Annotated in this window: 19 protein-coding genes, 1 tRNA gene and 1 pseudogene; 12 read left to right on the top strand and 9 right to left on the bottom strand. The window is 40.8% G+C overall.

Translation table 11 applies throughout. The features are described 5' to 3' along the window. Window positions 1-77 precede the first annotated feature (77 nt). A pseudogene (locus tag JFY49_RS06230) lies at window positions 78-824 on the top strand (IS5 family transposase). 134 nt (window positions 825-958) lie between these two features. After that, complete coding sequence (locus tag JFY49_RS06225; protein ID WP_200224502.1) at window positions 959-1,147, top strand: hypothetical protein; 189 nt, start codon at window positions 959-961, stop codon at window positions 1,145-1,147. Here JFY49_RS06225 and JFY49_RS06220 read toward each other — a convergent pair. Together JFY49_RS06220 and JFY49_RS06215 are read right to left on the bottom strand one after the other, a co-directional pair. Beyond that, window positions 1,144-1,785, bottom strand: a complete 642-nt coding sequence (locus JFY49_RS06220; RefSeq protein ID WP_200224501.1) for a LysE family transporter — start codon at window positions 1,783-1,785, stop codon at window positions 1,144-1,146. The genes JFY49_RS06225 and JFY49_RS06220 overlap by 4 nt on opposite strands. A 144-nt stretch (window positions 1,786-1,929) precedes the next feature. Then, a complete protein-coding gene (locus JFY49_RS06215) occupies window positions 1,930-2,505 on the bottom strand; it encodes an FxsA family protein (protein ID WP_200224500.1) in 576 nt (191 codons plus the stop codon). 122 nt (window positions 2,506-2,627) lie between these two features. Between JFY49_RS06215 and ruvC the strand changes: the two genes are divergently transcribed. After that, entirely contained in the window at window positions 2,628-3,173 is a 546-nt protein-coding gene (gene ruvC / locus JFY49_RS06210) for a crossover junction endodeoxyribonuclease RuvC (protein WP_086195067.1), read from the top strand. Between the two features lie 6 nt (window positions 3,174-3,179). On the opposite strand, the gene JFY49_RS06205 is transcribed toward ruvC, so the two are convergent. The 3 genes from JFY49_RS06205 to JFY49_RS06195 form a co-directional block, all read right to left on the bottom strand. Continuing rightward, window positions 3,180-3,506 carry a hypothetical protein gene (locus tag JFY49_RS06205; protein ID WP_180043114.1) on the bottom strand — a complete coding sequence of 109 codons (327 nt, stop codon included), beginning with the start codon at window positions 3,504-3,506 and terminating at the stop codon, window positions 3,180-3,182. Window positions 3,507-3,567: 61 nt separating this feature from the next. After that, window positions 3,568-3,822: an acylphosphatase gene (locus tag JFY49_RS06200; protein ID WP_180043115.1), complete on the bottom strand. Its 255-nt coding sequence runs from the start codon at window positions 3,820-3,822 to the stop codon at window positions 3,568-3,570. Between the two features lie 5 nt (window positions 3,823-3,827). Beyond that, window positions 3,828-5,306 carry an NAD(P)H-hydrate dehydratase gene (locus JFY49_RS06195; RefSeq protein ID WP_200224499.1) on the bottom strand — a complete coding sequence of 493 codons (1,479 nt, stop codon included), beginning with the start codon at window positions 5,304-5,306 and terminating at the stop codon, window positions 3,828-3,830. Window positions 5,307-5,329: 23 nt separating this feature from the next. On the opposite strand from JFY49_RS06195, the gene queG reads away from it, so the two are divergent. Both queG and bioB read left to right on the top strand, forming a co-directional pair. Continuing rightward, entirely contained in the window at window positions 5,330-6,442 is a 1,113-nt protein-coding gene (gene queG, locus JFY49_RS06190; protein WP_200224498.1) for a tRNA epoxyqueuosine(34) reductase QueG, read from the top strand. Between the two features lie 285 nt (window positions 6,443-6,727). After that, window positions 6,728-7,717 carry a biotin synthase BioB gene (bioB, locus tag JFY49_RS06185; protein ID WP_180043122.1) on the top strand — a complete coding sequence of 330 codons (990 nt, stop codon included), beginning with the start codon at window positions 6,728-6,730 and terminating at the stop codon, window positions 7,715-7,717. Window positions 7,718-7,759: 42 nt separating this feature from the next. On the opposite strand, the gene JFY49_RS06180 is transcribed toward bioB, so the two are convergent. Both JFY49_RS06180 and JFY49_RS06175 read right to left on the bottom strand, forming a co-directional pair. Further along, a complete protein-coding gene (locus JFY49_RS06180) occupies window positions 7,760-7,972 on the bottom strand; it encodes a hypothetical protein (RefSeq protein WP_200224497.1) in 213 nt (70 codons plus the stop codon). A 679-nt stretch (window positions 7,973-8,651) separates the two neighbouring features. After that, a tRNA-Ile gene (locus tag JFY49_RS06175) sits at window positions 8,652-8,728 on the bottom strand. 931 nt (window positions 8,729-9,659) lie between these two features. On the opposite strand from JFY49_RS06175, the gene JFY49_RS06170 reads away from it, so the two are divergent. Together JFY49_RS06170 and JFY49_RS06165 are read left to right on the top strand one after the other, a co-directional pair. Beyond that, complete coding sequence (locus JFY49_RS06170; protein WP_086195139.1) at window positions 9,660-10,223, top strand: 1-acyl-sn-glycerol-3-phosphate acyltransferase; 564 nt, start codon at window positions 9,660-9,662, stop codon at window positions 10,221-10,223. Window positions 10,224-10,335: 112 nt separating this feature from the next. Next, entirely contained in the window at window positions 10,336-11,085 is a 750-nt protein-coding gene (locus JFY49_RS06165) for a YebC/PmpR family DNA-binding transcriptional regulator (protein WP_086195054.1), read from the top strand. A 93-nt stretch (window positions 11,086-11,178) separates the two neighbouring features. Here JFY49_RS06165 and JFY49_RS06160 read toward each other — a convergent pair whose 3' ends face one another. Both JFY49_RS06160 and JFY49_RS06155 read right to left on the bottom strand, forming a co-directional pair. Then, window positions 11,179-11,649: an Lrp/AsnC family transcriptional regulator gene (locus tag JFY49_RS06160; protein WP_086195053.1), complete on the bottom strand. Its 471-nt coding sequence runs from the start codon at window positions 11,647-11,649 to the stop codon at window positions 11,179-11,181. Window positions 11,650-12,035: 386 nt separating this feature from the next. After that, window positions 12,036-12,800 carry a glutathione S-transferase family protein gene (locus JFY49_RS06155; RefSeq protein WP_200224494.1) on the bottom strand — a complete coding sequence of 255 codons (765 nt, stop codon included), beginning with the start codon at window positions 12,798-12,800 and terminating at the stop codon, window positions 12,036-12,038. Window positions 12,801-13,181: 381 nt separating this feature from the next. Here JFY49_RS06155 and JFY49_RS06150 point away from each other — a divergent pair, with 381 nt between their 5' ends. From JFY49_RS06150 to JFY49_RS06130, 5 genes are read left to right on the top strand one after another with little or no spacing between them, the layout of a single operon-like run. Further along, window positions 13,182-14,384, top strand: coding sequence for an SfnB family sulfur acquisition oxidoreductase (locus JFY49_RS06150; RefSeq protein ID WP_200224492.1), 1,203 nt, complete (start codon window positions 13,182-13,184; stop codon window positions 14,382-14,384). Between the two features lie 11 nt (window positions 14,385-14,395). Beyond that, complete coding sequence (locus tag JFY49_RS06145) at window positions 14,396-15,619, top strand: SfnB family sulfur acquisition oxidoreductase (protein ID WP_200224490.1); 1,224 nt, start codon at window positions 14,396-14,398, stop codon at window positions 15,617-15,619. Continuing rightward, window positions 15,619-17,040: an LLM class flavin-dependent oxidoreductase gene (locus JFY49_RS06140; RefSeq protein WP_200224488.1), complete on the top strand. Its 1,422-nt coding sequence runs from the start codon at window positions 15,619-15,621 to the stop codon at window positions 17,038-17,040. Before JFY49_RS06145 ends, JFY49_RS06140 begins: the two co-directional genes overlap by 1 nt. Window positions 17,041-17,055: 15 nt before the next feature. Further along, window positions 17,056-17,886 carry a MetQ/NlpA family ABC transporter substrate-binding protein gene (locus tag JFY49_RS06135; RefSeq protein ID WP_200224486.1) on the top strand — a complete coding sequence of 277 codons (831 nt, stop codon included), beginning with the start codon at window positions 17,056-17,058 and terminating at the stop codon, window positions 17,884-17,886. Window positions 17,887-17,897: 11 nt separating this feature from the next. After that, window positions 17,898-18,734: a MetQ/NlpA family ABC transporter substrate-binding protein gene (locus tag JFY49_RS06130; protein ID WP_200224484.1), complete on the top strand. Its 837-nt coding sequence runs from the start codon at window positions 17,898-17,900 to the stop codon at window positions 18,732-18,734. The last annotated feature ends 6 nt before the right edge of the window (window positions 18,735-18,740 follow it).

Below are 18,740 nucleotides of genomic sequence, written 5' to 3'. Positions count from 1 at the left end.
GGGTGTGTTGACACTTTTAGTATAAAAAATAGCGAAGTAGTAAAATCAAATCGCCAAACCCAACCTTACTATTCGCTATGCCTCGTACCATGCTGACAGATCAACACTGGCAAAAGTTGAAAGCTATTTTGCGTAATTTATCTATTCATCACAACTCAAATTTACGTAATTTTATTGAAGCTATTCTCCATAGAATCAGAACAGGCTGTCCGTGGCGAGATATTCCTTCCTATTTCGGTCAATCAAACTCTATTTTCAAACGTTTTAATCGTTGGTCAAGCAGTGGTAAGTTACTTATATTATTCAAATTATTAGCATCATGCCCCGATATGGAGTGGATTTTTATTGATGGCTCTCACGTACGTGCTCATCAACATTCTGCCGGTATAGCGAATCAATCCATTTCTAAAAGTGTAGGAGGAAACTCCTCAAAAATACATTTGATTGTTGATTCACATGGCAATCCTATTGATTTCATGATTACCGATGGCACTACACATGACATCAAAGTTGCACCTGATTTAATAGCAACATTAGATTTAAAATAGACAGAAGTGGTATGCGCAGATAAAGGCTATGATTCAGACCCCTTACGTGAACAGATTAGAAAAACAGGAGCAAAGGCCAATAGACCAAAGAAAGCAAACAGCCAGTCAAACAATGATCATATGGACTGGTATTTATATAAAATCAGACATTTAGTTGAGAATATGTTTTGTAGATTAAAGCAATTTAGAGGAATAGCTACTCGATATGACAAGCTCAAAAGAAATTATCAAAGTTCTGTTGCTTTAGCCTGTATATTTTTATGGCTACCTTTATAGGTTTAATTGTGAACAGTAAATGTCAACAGACTCTATTTATAATGGAAATAAATCACCCTTAAATCTGGGTATTTGATTCTACCCCCATATACTCATATTTTTAGTAAAATAGCAGTAAATGACTTGGAGGATTTATGGTTCAACTGATTAAAAAAGGCGGCTTACGCGAACGTGCCAACCGTAGCCGTAGCTATAAAGGTTCAGAAAATACAGAAGCGACCTTAAAACCCAACCGTTATGTACAGCCACAAAAAAATGAGGAAGTCATATCCCCTGCTCCCTCATCTACTCCTGCGACTGATGATATCAGCAAAGAGCATTAAAACATGGCAAATACGTCATACCATAACCAGATGGCAAAAATCAGAAATAACCCGCCCGAAACCACATCAATATAACTACCAGAACGCTGATAGGCCGTTTTAATTTTTGGCATGGACAAAATCAGCATCAGTAAAGTAAAGACCAAAAAGGTTTGTATCGGAATAATAATGGCCAGCTGTGTTTTTAAATGGCTTGAAGCTGAAGAACTTAAGGCCAAAGAAAAGACACTACTAAAATAAATCAGCGTTTTAGGATTGGATAGATTGGTCAACAATCCCGATAAAAAATAATTTTGCGCATCTGCTGTCGCAACTTGTTGACCATCCGTCTCTATGCCGGTGTGCTGTTTAAGGGTTTTTAAACCGCCATTCAGCATGGCCCAGCCCATCCGTGCCAGAAACAGTCCACCAACCAACATTAAAATCTGTTGTATCCATGGAAATTGTTCAACCAGCACAGTGAAACCCAGCAAAGTCAGCACCACCCAAACCAGAATGCCGACTGAAATACCCAAAATAATCTTTAATGTATTGGCTCTTGAGGTCGATGCTGAACTTCTGGCAATCAATAAAACATCAGGTCCCGGGCTAAGCTGTGCAACAAAATGCAGTGCACAAATGGTCAAAAGCAGTGACATAGAAATAGTGGAGATTTTTAAAAAACGTATTATATCGCCTGTTCAATTTTTTGCATGATGGCAGCTTTAAATAATTTAGATAAAAATTCAGAACATAAAAAAGCCGAAGCATGATGATTCGGCTAAAAAATGTCATTTTAAAAATTATTTTTTAACATCTTTCATTTCAATTTTTTTCGCTTCTGGTGTCACTTCACGTGCTTCACCATCAATGATGCTGGAATCGCGACGCTGTGAACCGCCTTGCTGCATGTCTTGCATTTGACGCATTAAATCTGCAAATGGGTTTTGCCCTTGAGCATCACCGCCCATGCCATTCATGTTGCCCATCATGCCACCCATCATTTTATCCATCATCGCTTGCTGACGTTTGGCCATGGTTTTCATCATGACATTTTTAAAGGCATTCTGAACGCCCGGAATCAAAATTAACAATGCCAAAACATCGGTAATTAAGCCTGGAATAAGCAGGAAAAAACCGGCCAGAATTTTAGGCAAATTATTGGTCAATGCAGGATCGCCACTCATTTGTCCCATTTGCATTTGCTGCATTTGTGGCATTAAACCCGCTGAATATTTACGAATCAGGTTCATCCCGATAAAGAAGGCAATCACAAACCAGAAAAATACGTACCACATGCTGCCGACGAGGTCACCCACGCCAATCCAGACAAAAACTTCCAGGATTAAGCCAACCAGTACAATAAGAAATAATTTCATGAAAATTAATCTAATCTCAACAAAATGAATAAGGTGTAGTCATTAACTGCTTAATCACTATCAAGCTTTTTTGCTACGCTTATGTAACAATATGGGCATTATTTTATTTTTAAAGGCTTTGCATGTCATTAATTATCGGTATTGACCCCGGTTCACGCTTAACAGGTTATGGCATTATCGAAAAAGATGGGCAAAAATTAACATTTGTAGATGCAGGAACCATTCGTACCGAAACCCCGGAAATGCCTGAACGCTTGAAACGGATTTTTGCAGGTGTGGAACGGATTGTTAAATTTCATGGCCCTACCGAAGCCGCAGTCGAACAGGTGTTTATGGCACAAAACCCGGACTCTGCTTTAAAGCTGGGACAAGCCCGTGGCGCAGCCATTGCTGCCTTGGTAAATCTGGATTTACAGGTAGCCGAATATACTGCCCGTCAAATCAAGCAGTCTGTGGTCGGTTATGGCGCAGCAGATAAAGAGCAGGTACAAATGATGGTGATGCGGATTTTAAATTTAAGCATCAAACCACAGCAGGATGCTGCCGATGCCCTGGCTGCTGCGATTTGTCATGCCCATGCTTCAGGCAGCATGAGTAAAATGGCGGTGCTGAATGCTTTAGGGGGTATGGCCCGTGGTCGTAGCCGTTACAGCGGTAGAAGACGTTAAGCATGTTTAAAGATAAGGTGCAAAATCCTGACGCATTTCCCGGATCGAGGGTTGCTTGCTATAGGTAAAAGTTATTCTCTGTCCAAAGTTCCTGATGTTCTTTTTTTGGTTTGGATCAATTCGAATCAAGATTCGTTCTTCGAACTGATCATGCCTATTGTGCTCACCGATAACAATCACACCATTTCTTTCAATAACTTTATATGGGCTAAATTCTTTTTGCACAATGTCTTTAAATGATCTGCTCGCCGTACCCGTATCAGCGCGCTGCGTATAAATGACGATGAATATACATACGATCACGACTATAGCCACTATCAGATATTTATCCATCTTTCCCTCTTAGATCATTATTCTGGTCAAGTTTCCATTTAATACAATATTTTAAAATCTTTCAGATTCGAATCTGGCTGGGCTGGTGTGTTTGAATAATTCGTGAAACTTCTGCCCGACTCGGTCCTAGCCAACTTCGTTGCAAAAGCTCCTGAATAGTCAGTTCATCACCGCCAACCATGGCCTCCACTTCACCAGTGGAGAGATTTTTCACATAACCTTTCAACTCTAATTCTTCAACCTGCTGTGCAAGCCCACGACGATAACCGACACCTTGAACCTTGCCCTGAATAATCAGTTTAACTGCCCTATTCATTGACCCTATCCTTGGTTCACCACATGATAAATTGCTGCATGCATATAATGGGCCTGTAAACCGCGTATGCCTTGCTCCGCCAGCCAATCCCCCGCCAAGGCATGCAAAGTTACAATTTCATGCAGCTGGATTTTCCCGGCAAACTGGGCTTTTAAGCTGGCAGTCATACCGGCCAATACATCGCCCATACCGCCAGTTCCCATGCCTGCATTGCCAGCAGTACAAATCCACAGCTGATCTTGCAGAATCAGACTACCAGAACCTTTCAGTACCCATTGTCCGGCATATTTTTCCTGAAGTTGATGAATGGCGGCTATCCGGTCGCTTTCAACTTCTTTTACCGAGCAAGCTAACAATTTTGCTGCTTCACCCGGATGCGGTGTGGCATAAGTATCCGATTTTAATGCTTCTGGATGCTCGGCTAGAAACCACAATGCATCTGCATCCAGCACGACCTGTAAATGTTCGGCGGCATTGATTTTAGGGAACCATTTAAAATATTGCTGTTCCGACCAGCTGTCACGGCCAAGTCCCATCCCGAAACTCACCGCATCAACATGATCTAAAAGCTGCTGAATCTCCGCTTTGGTCAAGGCATTGATATCACGCAGCATAATATTCGGTGCACGGGCCAAAATTGCAGTGTGATGTTTTTCATGGCAGATAATGGTGACTTTACCTGCACCCGCACTAAACGCCGATTCTGCCGCCATCATCACTGCGCCGCCCATATTTTCATGACCACCTACCACCAGCACATGGCCATAACTGCCTTTATGACCAAAAGCCTCACGCTGTGGCAAAGAAATAGACCTTGGCGAAAGCTGGGCAATGGGCTGTAATTCGGCATCGGCAGGAATGAGGGAAATCACCTCTACCTGTCCGGCAAACTCTTTGCCTTGACCGGTAAAAAGTCCTGCCTTTAGGCCTAGCGCGGTATAGGTGTAATCTGCCTTGATGGCACTTGGTAAGGGCTGACCGCTATTGGCGTGTAAGCCGCTTGGAATATCAATGGCGATTTTCAGACCTGTTTGAGCATTAATTCCTTGAATGATCTGCTGCCAGTCTGCACCCAGCTCACGGTTTAAACCAATGCCAAACAGCGCATCAATATAAGCGTCATATTTTTTTTGAAATACAAACCCTGCATAGATGTTGATTTCTGCATCTACTGCCTCCTGACAGGCAGTGTGCAAATCTTTGGATGCGCCCAATTCAGCAGCATAAATATCTACATCAAAACCGTATTGTTTTAAATATTTAGCCGTAAGATAACCATCTCCAGCATTATTGCCCTGCCCACAGCACACTGCAATATTTTGTATATTCTGTTGCTGGAAAACAGGAACTAAGCGCTGCGCAATCCTCCAAGCCACTTGCTGCATTAAGCCATAAGAACTGTTTTGCCGGGCAAACCAGCGTTGCTCCCAGGCTTGAATACTTTGGCTATGATAAACAGGGCTATGGTAAACTTGCTGAGGCATTGTTCTTCCTTTTTTATATCATTATGGCTTCTTCCACAGCATCACAAAAAATTCCTTTAGATCAAACCGATCCTGAAGCGCTGAAAGCGTGGATTAAAGCCCAGGCATTGCAATTAGGCTTTAGTGATTGTGTCATTGCCAAACCGGATGCTCAAGAAGAATTGCCACGTTTTCAAGAATATTTGAAACGTGGCTATCACGGCGACATGAAATTTCTGGAAGAAAATCTGGAAAAACGGGCCGATCCGACTTTACTGGTGCCGGGGACCAAAAGCATTATCTGTGTCCGGATGAACTACTTGGTAGAAACACCCAAACCACGTTATGTCCCGGATGAACCAAATGCCGCCATCATTGCACGTTACGCACGTGGCCGTGATTACCACAAAACCATGCGTGGCCGTCTCAAAACCCTGGCCAGCAAAATTCGGGAAAAAGTGGGAGATTTTGAATCCCGTCCCTTTGCTGATTCTGCTCCAATATTTGAAAAATCTTTGGCTGAAAATGCCGGCATGGGCTGGACCGGAAAACATACCTTACTGATCCATAAAAAATCAGGTTCTTTTTTTGTCCTGGGCGAGCTATTTACATCGCTGGATTTGCCCTTTGATGGTCCAAGCAGCAAGCACTGCGGTTCTTGTACAGCGTGTATTGATATTTGTCCAACCCAGGCGATTGTTGAACCCTATATGCTGGATGCACGTAAATGTATTGCCTATTTGACCATTGAATATCAAGGCATCATTCCTGAAGAATTGCGCCGTGGGATTGGTAACCGTGTATTTGGCTGTGATGATTGCCAGCTGATTTGTCCCTGGAACAGTTTTGCCAAGAAAGCCACAATTGAAGATTTTAATCCGCGACATGGTTTAGATCAGGTGAGTTTACTGGACTTATGGCATTGGGATGAACAGACTTTTTTAGCCCATACCGAAGGTAGTCCACTACGGCGCACCGGTTACCAAAGCTTTATGCGTAATATTGCCATTGGTTTGGGCAATGCGCCATTTTCCACAGAAATTATGGAAACTTTAAAGCAAACTCGCGACCAGCATGATGAGATTGTGCAAGTCCATATTGACTGGGCAATTCAAGAACAGCTGGCCAAATCCAGTTCCATACTGAGCCAAAATTAACAGCCGTTACTCCAGTTTTTTAATTTCAAGATACTGACAAAGTTTTGCCTTAATAAAAAACATAAACTCCAGATCAGGACAAAATTATAAAAATAATAAAAAAACTTTGCAGTGATATTTATAGTAAACAGCTTCAATTTGCAACTAAATATACAATCTTACAATAACCATAAACTTTAAAAATCAATCGTTAGATGCTATTAAATTTGGTCGTTTATGCCTTTGGATTTGGCATAAATTATGTATGATAAAAGTAATAATGAAGATATTTATGGAATTTCACCAATGAATGTACGTAATGACTGGACACGAGAAGAAATTCAGGATTTATATAACCGACCTTTTTTAGATCTGGTTTTTGAAGCACAGCGCATTCATCGTGAATACTTTCCTGCAAATACCATTCAGGTCAGTACCCTGCTTTCAATCAAAACAGGTAAATGCCCGGAAGACTGTAAGTATTGTTCACAATCGGCGCATTATGATTCGAAACTTGAAGCCGAAAAACGTATTGCCGTGGATAAAGTGATTCAGGAAGCCAAAGAAGCGCTTGCTTCTGGTTCATCTCGTTTCTGCATGGGTGCAGCATGGCGTAATCCGCATGAACGCGATATGCCTTATGTACTGGAAATGGTACGGGAAGTAAAATCCTTGGGTCTGGAAACCTGCATGACTTTAGGCATGCTCAACCAATCGCAGGCAGAACGTTTAAAAGATGCAGGGCTAGACTATTACAACCACAATCTAGATACCTCACGTGAATATTATTCCAATGTGATCAGTACCCGTACCTTTGATGACCGCTTAAATACTCTGGATTTTGTCCGTCAAGCTGGCATGAAAGTGTGTAGTGGCGGAATTGTCGGTTTGGGTGAAAGCAGCCAGGACCGTATTGGTTTATTGCATGAGTTAGCGACTTTAGCGATTCATCCTGAATCAGTACCCATCAATATGCTAGTGCCAATTGAAGGTACGCCACTGGCTGATGTGGAAAAACTAGATGTGACTGAATGGATTCGTACCATTGCAGTTGCCCGGATTATTATGCCTAAAAGCTATATTCGCCTGTCTGCAGGGCGAGAGTCTTTGTCCGATTCTGATCAGGCACTGGCTTTTATGGCAGGTGCCAACTCGCTTTTCTCAGGTGAGAAACTCTTGACCACACCGAATGCCGGTGAAGGTAAGGACAGACAGTTATTTAACAAGTTAGGTTTAATCGCAGAAAAAGCCAAACCAACAGTCAAAGAACTCTCTGTAGATGCAATGGCTAGTTAAACTGAGCAAATTCTAAAAAAGCCCTTTTAGGGCTTTTTTTATTTAACCCGAGGTAATTAACATGCCATAACGTGTATTTAAATAATTTCCCCGACGAATGATATCTGCTCCATTGGCATGGTAAACCACCAACTCCTGAGTAAAAGTGTCATAACTGAACGAATCAAAACAATCCTGATGATGACTTAACCAAACCAAAGTGTCTGCTAATTGATCAGTGACAATATAAGTATCTGCAGTAAAATCAATGCTCATAACTACAATTTCAAATAGGTCTAAATTGGTAGTTTAATCTTTTTTTCAATTGTTTCTAAGAACTAAAAAGTGAGCCCGAAGCTCACTTTGTAATGATCCCCATAGTTTCATTTAAAGCGGTTTATTGATGCCACACTTTCTGCATTCTTTATGTTCTCCGATCTCTTCCATATGCTCATACTCATACACATGTAAGCAAAATAATTTCATAAGTAATTGAAGCATTTTCTAAACTCCATCATTGTTTATTTTTTAAGTTCAGCTTCTATAATCTGATATTTCATCCTGAAACACCAAAGTGATCAAAAAAAGATCACGGTTATTTATTAACATATTTTTATGATAATTCAAATAACTTAACTCTAATTTTTAAGAAAATTACAAAATAAAATTCACTTAAGTGCTAAAGAGACGAGACTATCCTCAAAGGCAAGAAATTTTAATCAATCAATAATTTTAGTTTCTAGAAAAACCTTAATAAAGCAATATAAAACAATAGGTTATTAAAAATAAAGACTATAATATGAATATGTAATTTTTGACTATCTAAGAAATAAAAGCTTCTTAATGAGACTTTTTTATTGCCTACCCTGCTTACACCATTTATTTTTGATTGCTTACATAGGATTTAGAATTAAAAAAGCACTCAAGAGAATTACTCTTAAGTGCTTGATTTATTTGGTGGGCCCAGACAGACTTGAACTGTCGACCAACGGATTATGAGTCCGCTGCTCTAACCAACTGAGCTATAGGCCCTGATAAGCTGAATTTGTTATATATCAACAAGTTCAAGCGAGGCAATACTAACGAAGATTTTTTCAAAAAACAAGCACTTTTACTTTCACTTGCACAGTAACACAACAATTACTGAGCATATTTTAAAGGAGGATTATTTTTCCTTAGACTCCACCCCACCCTCCTGTGAACAGATTGTAAGTTTTATAGCTAAAAACCTTTATAGTAAGTGTTTGAAAGATTCAAATGAGAGCTAATATTTCACTCCTATAAATTAAGAAGAGTAAAACTTAAAAAACAGAATGATTAATACACAATTTTAAATATTCAACACCTTTTAAATGAATGATTGTGGACTATAATTTTTTAAAAATGCAAAAATTAAATCCTCATCCACTCACGTTTTTGAAATTCAAATCATGTGAAAAAGATGAAAATCTTATACCTAAAAAGTATTACTTTAATTTTTATTTAGATTGGGAAGAAATATTTTTTAAAATCCAACTATAAAGATTTTTCCAGCTTCGACTGCAAATCACTGCTAAAGACTGCGTTCTTTTTGCTCTTCAATGCGAATTTCGATTAAAGACCATACAACAACCAGCATAAACAAACAAAATGCTAATAGAAAAGTCGAAACATACATCATTCTTTTCAATCCTCATTAAACCTAGGCCACATCGCGCCCTGTGTTTAAAAAATTTTATCTTCGACAAAAGTCTAATAGGTATTTTTTCATCTGAATAGTCACTATTTAGTCTTATTTTATATAACTTGATACATATTAAATCTTTAAGCTTAAGATTTAATATATAAAAGCAATTAATACACATATTTCATCCATCATATAATGCGTATCCATTTGGTTATTTTTAATTCATTAACACTTGACTACATACAAGAACAGGCAGAAATTAGCCAACTTTCATATAGTCAAATATCCCCTACATTCATGTTAAAAAAATTTATCGGTGAATCTGCATTTAAACTTGCAGGATGGAAATATCATGTTGAACCAGATGTACTTGAAGATAAGCAGGTTATTGTTGGATTTGAACATACATCCATGATGGATGCCGTGCTTTCACTGGCACTATTCCAGATTTATGATATAAAAATTCATACCCTGATTAAAAAAGAATTATTTAAAGGTCCCATGAAGCCTTTATTAGAAGCTATTGGGGGAATTTCTGTTGATCGAAAAGCAAATCAGGATATTGTTTCACTTATGGTTGAGCATTTTCAGCAGAATGAAAAATTCAATCTGGTGATTGCACCTGAAGCGACCCGTGCCAAAACGGGTGAATCTAGAAAGCCCATCCGTACAGGTTTTTGGTATATTGCCAAAGCCGCTGGTGTACCTATTGTTTTAATGTATGCCAATTCGCAAACCAAAGAAGGTGGTATTTTAGGCAAGATTTATCCAACAGAAATTAATCACGACCTGGCTTTGTTAAAACAGCTTTACAGAGAAAAAGTTGGACTGGATATTGTGATCCCTGAACCTAAAAACTAGTTGCTATTTGTTTAAAAACTCAAAATCTAGCTCTTTCTAAGAAAAAAGGGCTTATGGTAGAATTTGCATAATCTGATAGGCATAAGGCCAATCTACAAGGAGCATATTTCGCATGGCGGGTCATTCCAAGTGGGCTAATACTAAGCATCGTAAAGCAAAACAAGATGCGAGCCGCGCTAAAGTATTCACAAAATTCATTCGTGAAATTGTTACAGCTGCCCGTTTAGGCGGCGGTGATGTTGCGTCTAACCCACGTTTACGTGCTGTCGTTGAAAAAGCATTAGTCGCAAATATGACACGTGATACCATCAACCGTGCAATCCAGCGCGGTGTTGGCGGTGAAGAAAATGCCGATTTAAAAGAAATCACTTATGAAGGTTATGGTGTAGGAGGTGTTGCAGTTATTATTGAAACAATGACTGATAACTTAAACCGTACTGTGCCTGATGTTCGTCACTGTTTCTCTAAAACTGATGGTAACTTAGGTACTGCTGGCTCAGTTGCTTATATGTTTACTAAACGCGGTGAGATTACTTTTGAAGATGTTTCTTTAGAAGATCAAATCATGGATGTGGCTTTAGAAGCAGGTGCTGAAGATATTGAAGTTGATGAAGATGAAATCTTGGTCATTACCACTCCGGAAAGTTTTGGTACAGTTCAAGATGCTTTAGCCGCTGCCGGTCTTAAATCTGACAATGCTGAAGTTGTGATGAACCCTTCAACTAAAGCCTTAATTTCAGATATCGATCAAGCGAAAAAAATCGTCAAAATGATTGATATGTTTGAAGATCTGGATGATGTTCAAAACGTTTATACCAACGTTGAATTCACAGAAGAAGTGTTAGCTCAATTAGATGATTAATTCTTTTTCCACATAAAAAAACGCACCTGATGGTGCGTTTTTTTATGTGCTTTAAAGGCATTTTTATATAAAACTGCTACCTAAACTATAATTTCAAACCCGGTTCAGTAAGCCACTACAATTCAATACCTTGTATTCCTTAATCACAAAACTGGAATGTAATGCAACCACATGCTCAATTTTACCGATGCGTTTTAACAGAATTTCACTATAATTTTCCATATCTTTAGCCACCACTTCGACAATAAAGTCGGCGGATTGCCCGGTCACTAAAAAAGCCTTAATGACTTCAGGAATGCTTTCCAGTTCTTCTAAAAACTTGGCAAAAGTATCCGTATCATGTTTATTTAAAGACACCTGCAAGAGCACATGTAAACTGAAACCCAGCTTGGCATAGTTAATATCACGCTTTAAATGGGTCATGATATTGGCTTCAATCAGATGCTTGATGCGCCGATGAACCGAACTCACAGACAGATTAATACGTTCCGAAAGCTCATTTAAGTTGACATCTTCATGACTCAATATTTCAAGAATCTGTTTATCAAAACGATCTAGTTCCATTTTGTACTCTTTTCAATAATCGATAGCTACGCAAAATATTACATTAGCTTTGTGATATAGCAATTATTTATTTTTCACAAAATTTTAAGATTATGAAAATATTTTCCATAAGCCTTCCAGCTCATAAAGAAAGATCTTGACGCCTACTTAAAGTACCCTGAGCCACTCAAAAATAAAAAACACTCAATGTTAATTTTAATTATATATTAAAGACTTATATCGAATTTAACACTCATTCAGTCAAGTGTCCTGCTCCGGATCATCACTCATCTTTTATATTTGAATAGAAATAGATTAAAAGGAAGATGTTCGACCAAAACAAAAAAATACAGTCATTTGATTTGCAATAATACGCGCTATAGAGTGCGTATTATTATCGCTGGCTTTTAAACTCCACGCCAATCGACCCGTGCATTCCGTTCAGTGTGATAGATACGCAGCACATATTGTCCCAAGGGTAATGCCATTAAATGTTCTTTATACTGTCGAAATTCTTCAGATAAAGTTTCGCCCTGTTCTTTTTCCCAAGGTGTCCCGGGAATTTCCAGAATAGGTGCAAGCATCGAACAGACCGCAATATCAGCAAGGCCAAGACGTTCACCGACAAAATAACGCCCATGATTCTCTATCAATCTTGCATTTAAATTCTGGATGATGCTATCCATCTGCTGTTTAGATTCGGCCACCTTGTCTGCATTTAGTTGATAGCCTTTGGAAAGTAAGGCTTTGATAAGGGGTTTGGAATATTTTTCAAACTGGCGTAGATATCCCTTTTCACCAATTAAAATATCTAAGGATTCTTCACTTTCCGACAAGGTATGGGCAAGCCCCCAACGGCGCACATGTCTGCCCAGTTCGTTGGCAAGCCCATTGATTTCCAAAGCCAAGTGACGTTGTTGTGGATCGGCACGCAATAAAGAGTGTTCCGGATATACCTCATCCAGATATAAGGCTATTTCAGTTGAGTCGGCAATCCAAAGATCTTGATCACGTAAAATAGGCAATTTATTTTGCCCTGTTTTTAGCTGTGCAAAAGCACGATGTACACCGGGCACCAAATTTTGTGCGATATAATCCAATTCTTTATGATCGAGCAACCAGCGCGCTTTTTCACAAAAATGAGATAAAGGAAACTGGTATAAAATTCGCATAAAAACTCCGCTTTTATTTTTTTAGTTCTGCCAAGTCAAAACCATCTAATTCAGTCGGATACTTTAGTCACCCTATCCGGGAATTACAATGCGCTTTTTATCCAAAATATCATCTTGGTGCTAACAGTCATACGTTTTTTATTTTTATACATTTTTTTGTCTTGATTATCTTTAAAGCAGATATAAACCCATAAACTTCAAAAAATAAATGTTTAAAAAAATTCAAATCATGTTGTTTTTTAAACACTTAATATATGCAAAATAAATAAAAATCTTGCAGTTTTTATCTTAAACAGGATTTTTCATAAGCTTTGCAAAAGCAATTGCTTAATTTTGAACTCAATTACTTGTAGCGTTCTGATATCGATTTAAGGTGTCATTATGTCTCGTTTAATTTCTGAAAATGTTCATGTAATTGAAAACGATCTTGAAGCTATTCATGCTGCGTATCATGTCGCAGATTTTGCTTTGGAAGGTCGCAATGAACGTGATCAACAGCGTTTATTGCCTTTTGCTGAAATTGATCTGTTCAGCCAGAAAGGCTTAGGTGGTATTCGTATTCCAAAGCAATTTGGTGGTGCTTTCGTTTCCAATAAAACATTGGCACATGTATTCCGCATTCTGAATAAGGCCGATTCCAGTGTAGGACAAATCCCACAAAATCAGATTGCGCTGCTGAATATGATCCAAATGATGGGTACAGAGCAGCAAAAACAGTTTATTTATCAAGAAATTTTACAAGGTAAACGCTTAGCCAATGGTGGGCCGGAACGTAATACCAAAGATACCAAAACCCTGGCAACCACATTAACTTTTGAAAATGGGCGTTATTTTGTCGATGGCGAAAAATTCTATTCAACGGGCAGCAGTTTTGCTCACTGGCTCGCGATTAAAGCTATTCATCCCGAAGGTTATGTAGTACTGACTATCGTCAATGCTCAGGCTGAAGGCGTGAATGTGATTGATAACTGGAATGGTTTTGGACAGCGCACCACTTCAAGTGGCACAGTCAGACTTGAGCATGTTGAAGTTGATCCACTGCTAATTTTTGATGAACGCCTGCTTTCCAGTCAGCCCAATTACCGCGGCGCGTATTCACAGTTATTACAAGTTGCCATTGATGTCGGTATTGCTGAAGCGGCCTTTGCTGATACCGTGACGGCGGTGCATAAAGCACGCCCGATTGTCGATGCACAAGTGGAAAAAGCCAGCTTTGAACACTATACCTTGCAGGAAGTCGGCAAGTCTGCGGTGCTATTGGATGCTGCCATTTTGCTGCTTGATGAAGCAGCTGAATATCTGGATGAACTGGATCAGCTGCAATCAGTCACTGATGAACAGGCGGCCAAAGCCTCTATTTTAGTCGCTGAAGCGAAGATTTATGCCAATGATGCTGCACTGCACATTTCTGAAAAATTACTGGAACTTGGCGGTAGCCGTTCCAGCCTGAGTCAGCACAACCTGGACCAGCACTGGCGCAATGCCCGTGTGCATACCTTGCATGATCCGGTGCGCTGGAAGCTACATGCGCTTGGGGATTATTACCTCAATCACACACTCCCTGCCCGCCACGCCTGGATTTAAGGACATCGCTCATGACTTCATATCAAAATATTATTTCATTTAATTCAGAGCAATTGGCGCATGCACATATTATTCAATCCGATGCAGAAGCGCTGGAAATTGCACGCAATCTAGCGGAACAGTTCAAAGCTGGAGCCATTCAGCGCGATGCCGAGCGCATTCTGCCTTTTGCAGAAATTGAAGCTTATAGTCAGTCTGGACTCTGGGCCATTACCGTCCCAAAACAGTATGGTGGTGCAGAGGTCTCTAGCTATACCGTAGCGCAAGTGATTGCACTGATGAGTGGTGTAGATGGTTCCATTGGACAGATTCCGCAAAACCATTTTTATGGATTGGAGATTCTGCGTAATAGCGGCACCGAACAGCAAAAACAGAAACTCTATGCTGAAGTGTTAAAAGGTGCCCGCTTTGGCAATGCCCTTGCCGAGTTTAAAACCAAAACCGCTGCACAACGCCAAACCGCGATACGCAAAACTGATCAGGGCTATGTGATTAATGGTGAAAAGTTTTATTGCACCGGCAGTTTATTTGCCCATCGCATTCCCACACTGGTGGTCAATGAACAGGATCAGCAGTTCCTGGCTTTTGTTCCGCGTAATAGCCAAGGTTTGACTTTAATCGATGACTGGAGTGGTTTCGGGCAACGTACCACAGGCAGCGGCACAGTGAAATTCAATAATGTGCAAGTGCTGGCTGAAGATGTGGTGCCATTTGATATTGCCTATTCAGAGCCAACCATCTCGGGTCCATTTGCGCAATTGCTGCATGCCTCTATTGAAACCGGAATTGCCCGTGCCGCCTTTGAAGAAACTTTAAACCGTGTGCGTCAGGCCCGTCCGTGGATTGATTCTGGCGTAGATCAAGCCACAGATGACCCACTGACAAAGTTCGAACTGGGACGGATTGTAGCCGATGTGCGTGCCTCTGAAGTTTTACTGAAACAGGCCGCCCGTTCAATTGATGCCGCCAGACCTGCACCGACCGCAGAAAATATCGCCAAAGCATCGTTAGATGTGGCCAAAGTACGTGCACACAGTACCGAAACTGCACTCAAAGCCTCTTCAAAACTGATTGAACTGGCCGGTAGCCGTGGTAGCCAGCGCGAAGATGGTCTGGACCGCTTCTGGCGCAATGCCCGCGTGCACACGCTGCATGATGCTTCGCGCTGGAAATATTATTTCATTGCCAATCATATTTTAAATGGCGTATTGCCACCGCGTCGGGGGACATTGTAATGACAATGGCATCACAATCTATACCAAAAAAAATCTTGTTAAATGCTTTTGATATGAACTGTGTCGGCCATATCAATCACGGATTATGGGCCCATCCGCGTGATGAGTCGCAGCGTTTTAATGAGCTGAGCTACTGGACAGATTTAGCCCAAACCCTGGAACAAGGCCTGTTTGACGGCCTATTTATTGCCGACATTACCGGGGTGTATGATGTCTATCAAAACAATATCGACCTGACGTTAAAAGAATCAATTCAGTTGCCGAGTCATGACCCCAGCACTCTGGTTTCTGCCATGGCAGCGGTGACGAAAAACCTTGGATTCGGTATTACCGTCAATTTAAGTTATGAATCGCCTTATCAATTTGCGCGACGTTTTGCCAGTCTGGATCATCTGACCCAGGGCCGTATTGGCTGGAATATTGTCACTGGGTATCTGGACAGCGCACAGCGATTAATTGGTGAAAAAGGCTTAAAAGACCATGACCTGCGCTATGAGCAAGCCGAAGAGTTTGTACAACTTTGCTATAAATTCTGGGAAGGTTCCTGGGAAGATGATGCCGTTGTAAAAGACAAGAAAAACCGGATATTTACCGATCCTACCAAAGTACATCAGGTCAATCATCAGGGCCAATTTTACCAAAGCCAAGGCGTATTTCAGGTTTCCCCCTCCATTCAGCGCACACCGGTGTTATTTCAGGCCGGTGCTTCACCGCGTGGAATGGCCTTTGCCACCCAGCATGCGGAAGGCATGTTTATTGGCGGTGATCAGCCTGCAAAAATCAAAAAGCAGGTCGATCAGATTCGGCAGCAAGCTACCGATCAAGGACGTCATCCTGAAGATATTAAAATCTTTGTCGGCATTACCGTGGTGACTGCGGAAACCGATGAACTGGCACAGCAAAAACTGGATGAATATCGCTCTTATGCCAGTCCTGAAGCAGGTCTGGCACATTTCTCCAGTTCTGTCGGCATTGACCTGTCCAAATTTGCCGATGATGAAGCGATTCCTTATCAAAAGACCAACAGCATTGCGTCAGTCAACAATAAATTTAAAGAACAGCGCATCAGCAAAAATGATTTAAAAGCCCAGCATGTGCTGGGTGGCCGTTATCCCCTGATTGTCGGGAGTGGTGCCACTGTGACTGAAAAACTGATTCAGCTGATCGATGAAACCGGTATTGATGGCTTTAACCTGACCCGCACCGTTGCCCCTGAGTCACACCATGACTTTATCCGTCTGGTGATTCCTGAATTACAGCAGCGCGGCCGTTATAAAACAGCCTACGAACATGGCAGTTTAAGACACAAACTGTTTAATCAAGGCGATCGACTGTCGACCTCACACCCAGTTCAGCAATTTCGATGTCCAAGCTCCGCCTCAACTTCGAATTCCAACTTAAAGCAAAAACAATCCGCATAAATTTTGAGGTGCAACATGGCACAAACAGCAAAAACCAAACTGACCATTATCGGGGTGATTATTGCCGCCGTGATTATCGGACTGGTGGTCTGGAATCAACAAAAGAAATCAGCTTCTGATGAACTGGTGATTGGTATTAGTCCTTCATTTGCCAAGCCTTTACAGGTGGCAGCAGTCGAGGCCAAACAGCAAGGCCTGAATGTGAAACTGGTTGAATTTTCCGACTGGAATACCCCCAACATTACCCTGAATCACGGCGATATTGATGCCAACTTCTTCCAGCATCAACCCTTTTTAGACAATGCAAAAAAAGAAACCGACTTTAAGATCAAAGCCTTTGCCAAAGGTGCAGCCACGCATGTGGGTTTGTATTCCAAAAAAATTAAAAGCTTTGATGAGTTAAAAGATGGCGCGAAAGTTGTGGTTCCAAACGACCCTGTCAACCAAGGCCGTGCTCTACTTTTATTGCAACAGGCAAAACTGATCACCCTGAAAGACCCTAAAAACCATCTGTCTAACCTGAAAGACATCGCAAGCAATCCGAAAAACTTGCAGTTTGTTGAAGTCGAAGGTCCACAAACCGCACGTGCAATTGATGAGGCCGACCTGGCTTTTGGTTATCCGCACTACTTGCGTTTAGCCAAAACCGCTGATCCCGAACAGGCGCTGTTATTTGACTCTAACAAGGACAACCGTTATGCCATCCTGTTTGCCGTGCGTGAGGATTACCAAGATAAAAACGACAAGCTGAAAAAATTTGTCGAGATCTATCAAAACTCGCCAAAAGTGAAAGAGGCGTTGGACGCCGATTTTGGTGCCAAACTCTGGTTCCCGGGCTGGAAATAAGGATTTAAATCATGTCTAAAATTTCCAAACTGAATCTTAAAAAACTGCTGATTGGTCTCACTGTCGTTGTCATCATTGCAGGATTAATGACCTATCGTTATGTGCAAAACCCGCAACAGGATAATGTCCTGACGATTGGTATTAGCCCACCTTATGCTGAACTATTACAAACAGTTGCAAAAGAAGTAGAGAAAGACGGTATTCATGTCAAGCTGGTTGAATTTTCAGACTGGCAGGCTCCGAATGTTGCGGTACAAAATGGCGATATTGATGCCAACTTTTTCCAGCAAAGCGTGTTTTTAAAGAATGTGATTAAAAAAACCCATTATGACCTACATGCTTTTGGCATAGGCAGTGGCAGCCATGTCGGTTTGTATTCCAAGCAATATAAATCCTTAGATGCCTTGCCACAAAATGCACGTGTGGTGATTCCTAGTGATCCTGTAAACTCGGCTCGTGCATTGATTTTGCTGCATCGTGCTGGTTTGATTCAAATCAAAGATATCCATAATGAGCTGTCAACCCTGCAAGATATTGTGGCCAATCCAAAACAACTTAAATTTTTAGAAGTAGAAGGTCCGCAAACGGCTCTTGCCTATGACGATGCAGATTTGATTTTTGGTTTTCCTCATTATTTAAATATGGCGAAAAAAGCCGATTCTCACAGTGCCTTGTTTTTAGATCCGGTGGATAAGAAATATGCCATTCTTTTTGTGACCCGAAAAGATTATGTCGATCACGATAAAAAACTCGAAACCTTTGTCAAAGCTTTCCAGAATTCTACAAAAGTAAAAACAATTTTAGACCGGGATTTTGGTACGGGCATGTGGTTTGAAGGCTGGAAATAAGGAGAA

This window comes from Acinetobacter sp. CS-2 (assembly GCF_016599715.1).
Taxonomy (GTDB): Bacteria; Pseudomonadota; Gammaproteobacteria; order Pseudomonadales; family Moraxellaceae; genus Acinetobacter.
The sequence above is the reverse complement of the archived record's forward strand: the minus strand, read 5'-3'. Positions and strand labels throughout refer to the sequence as shown.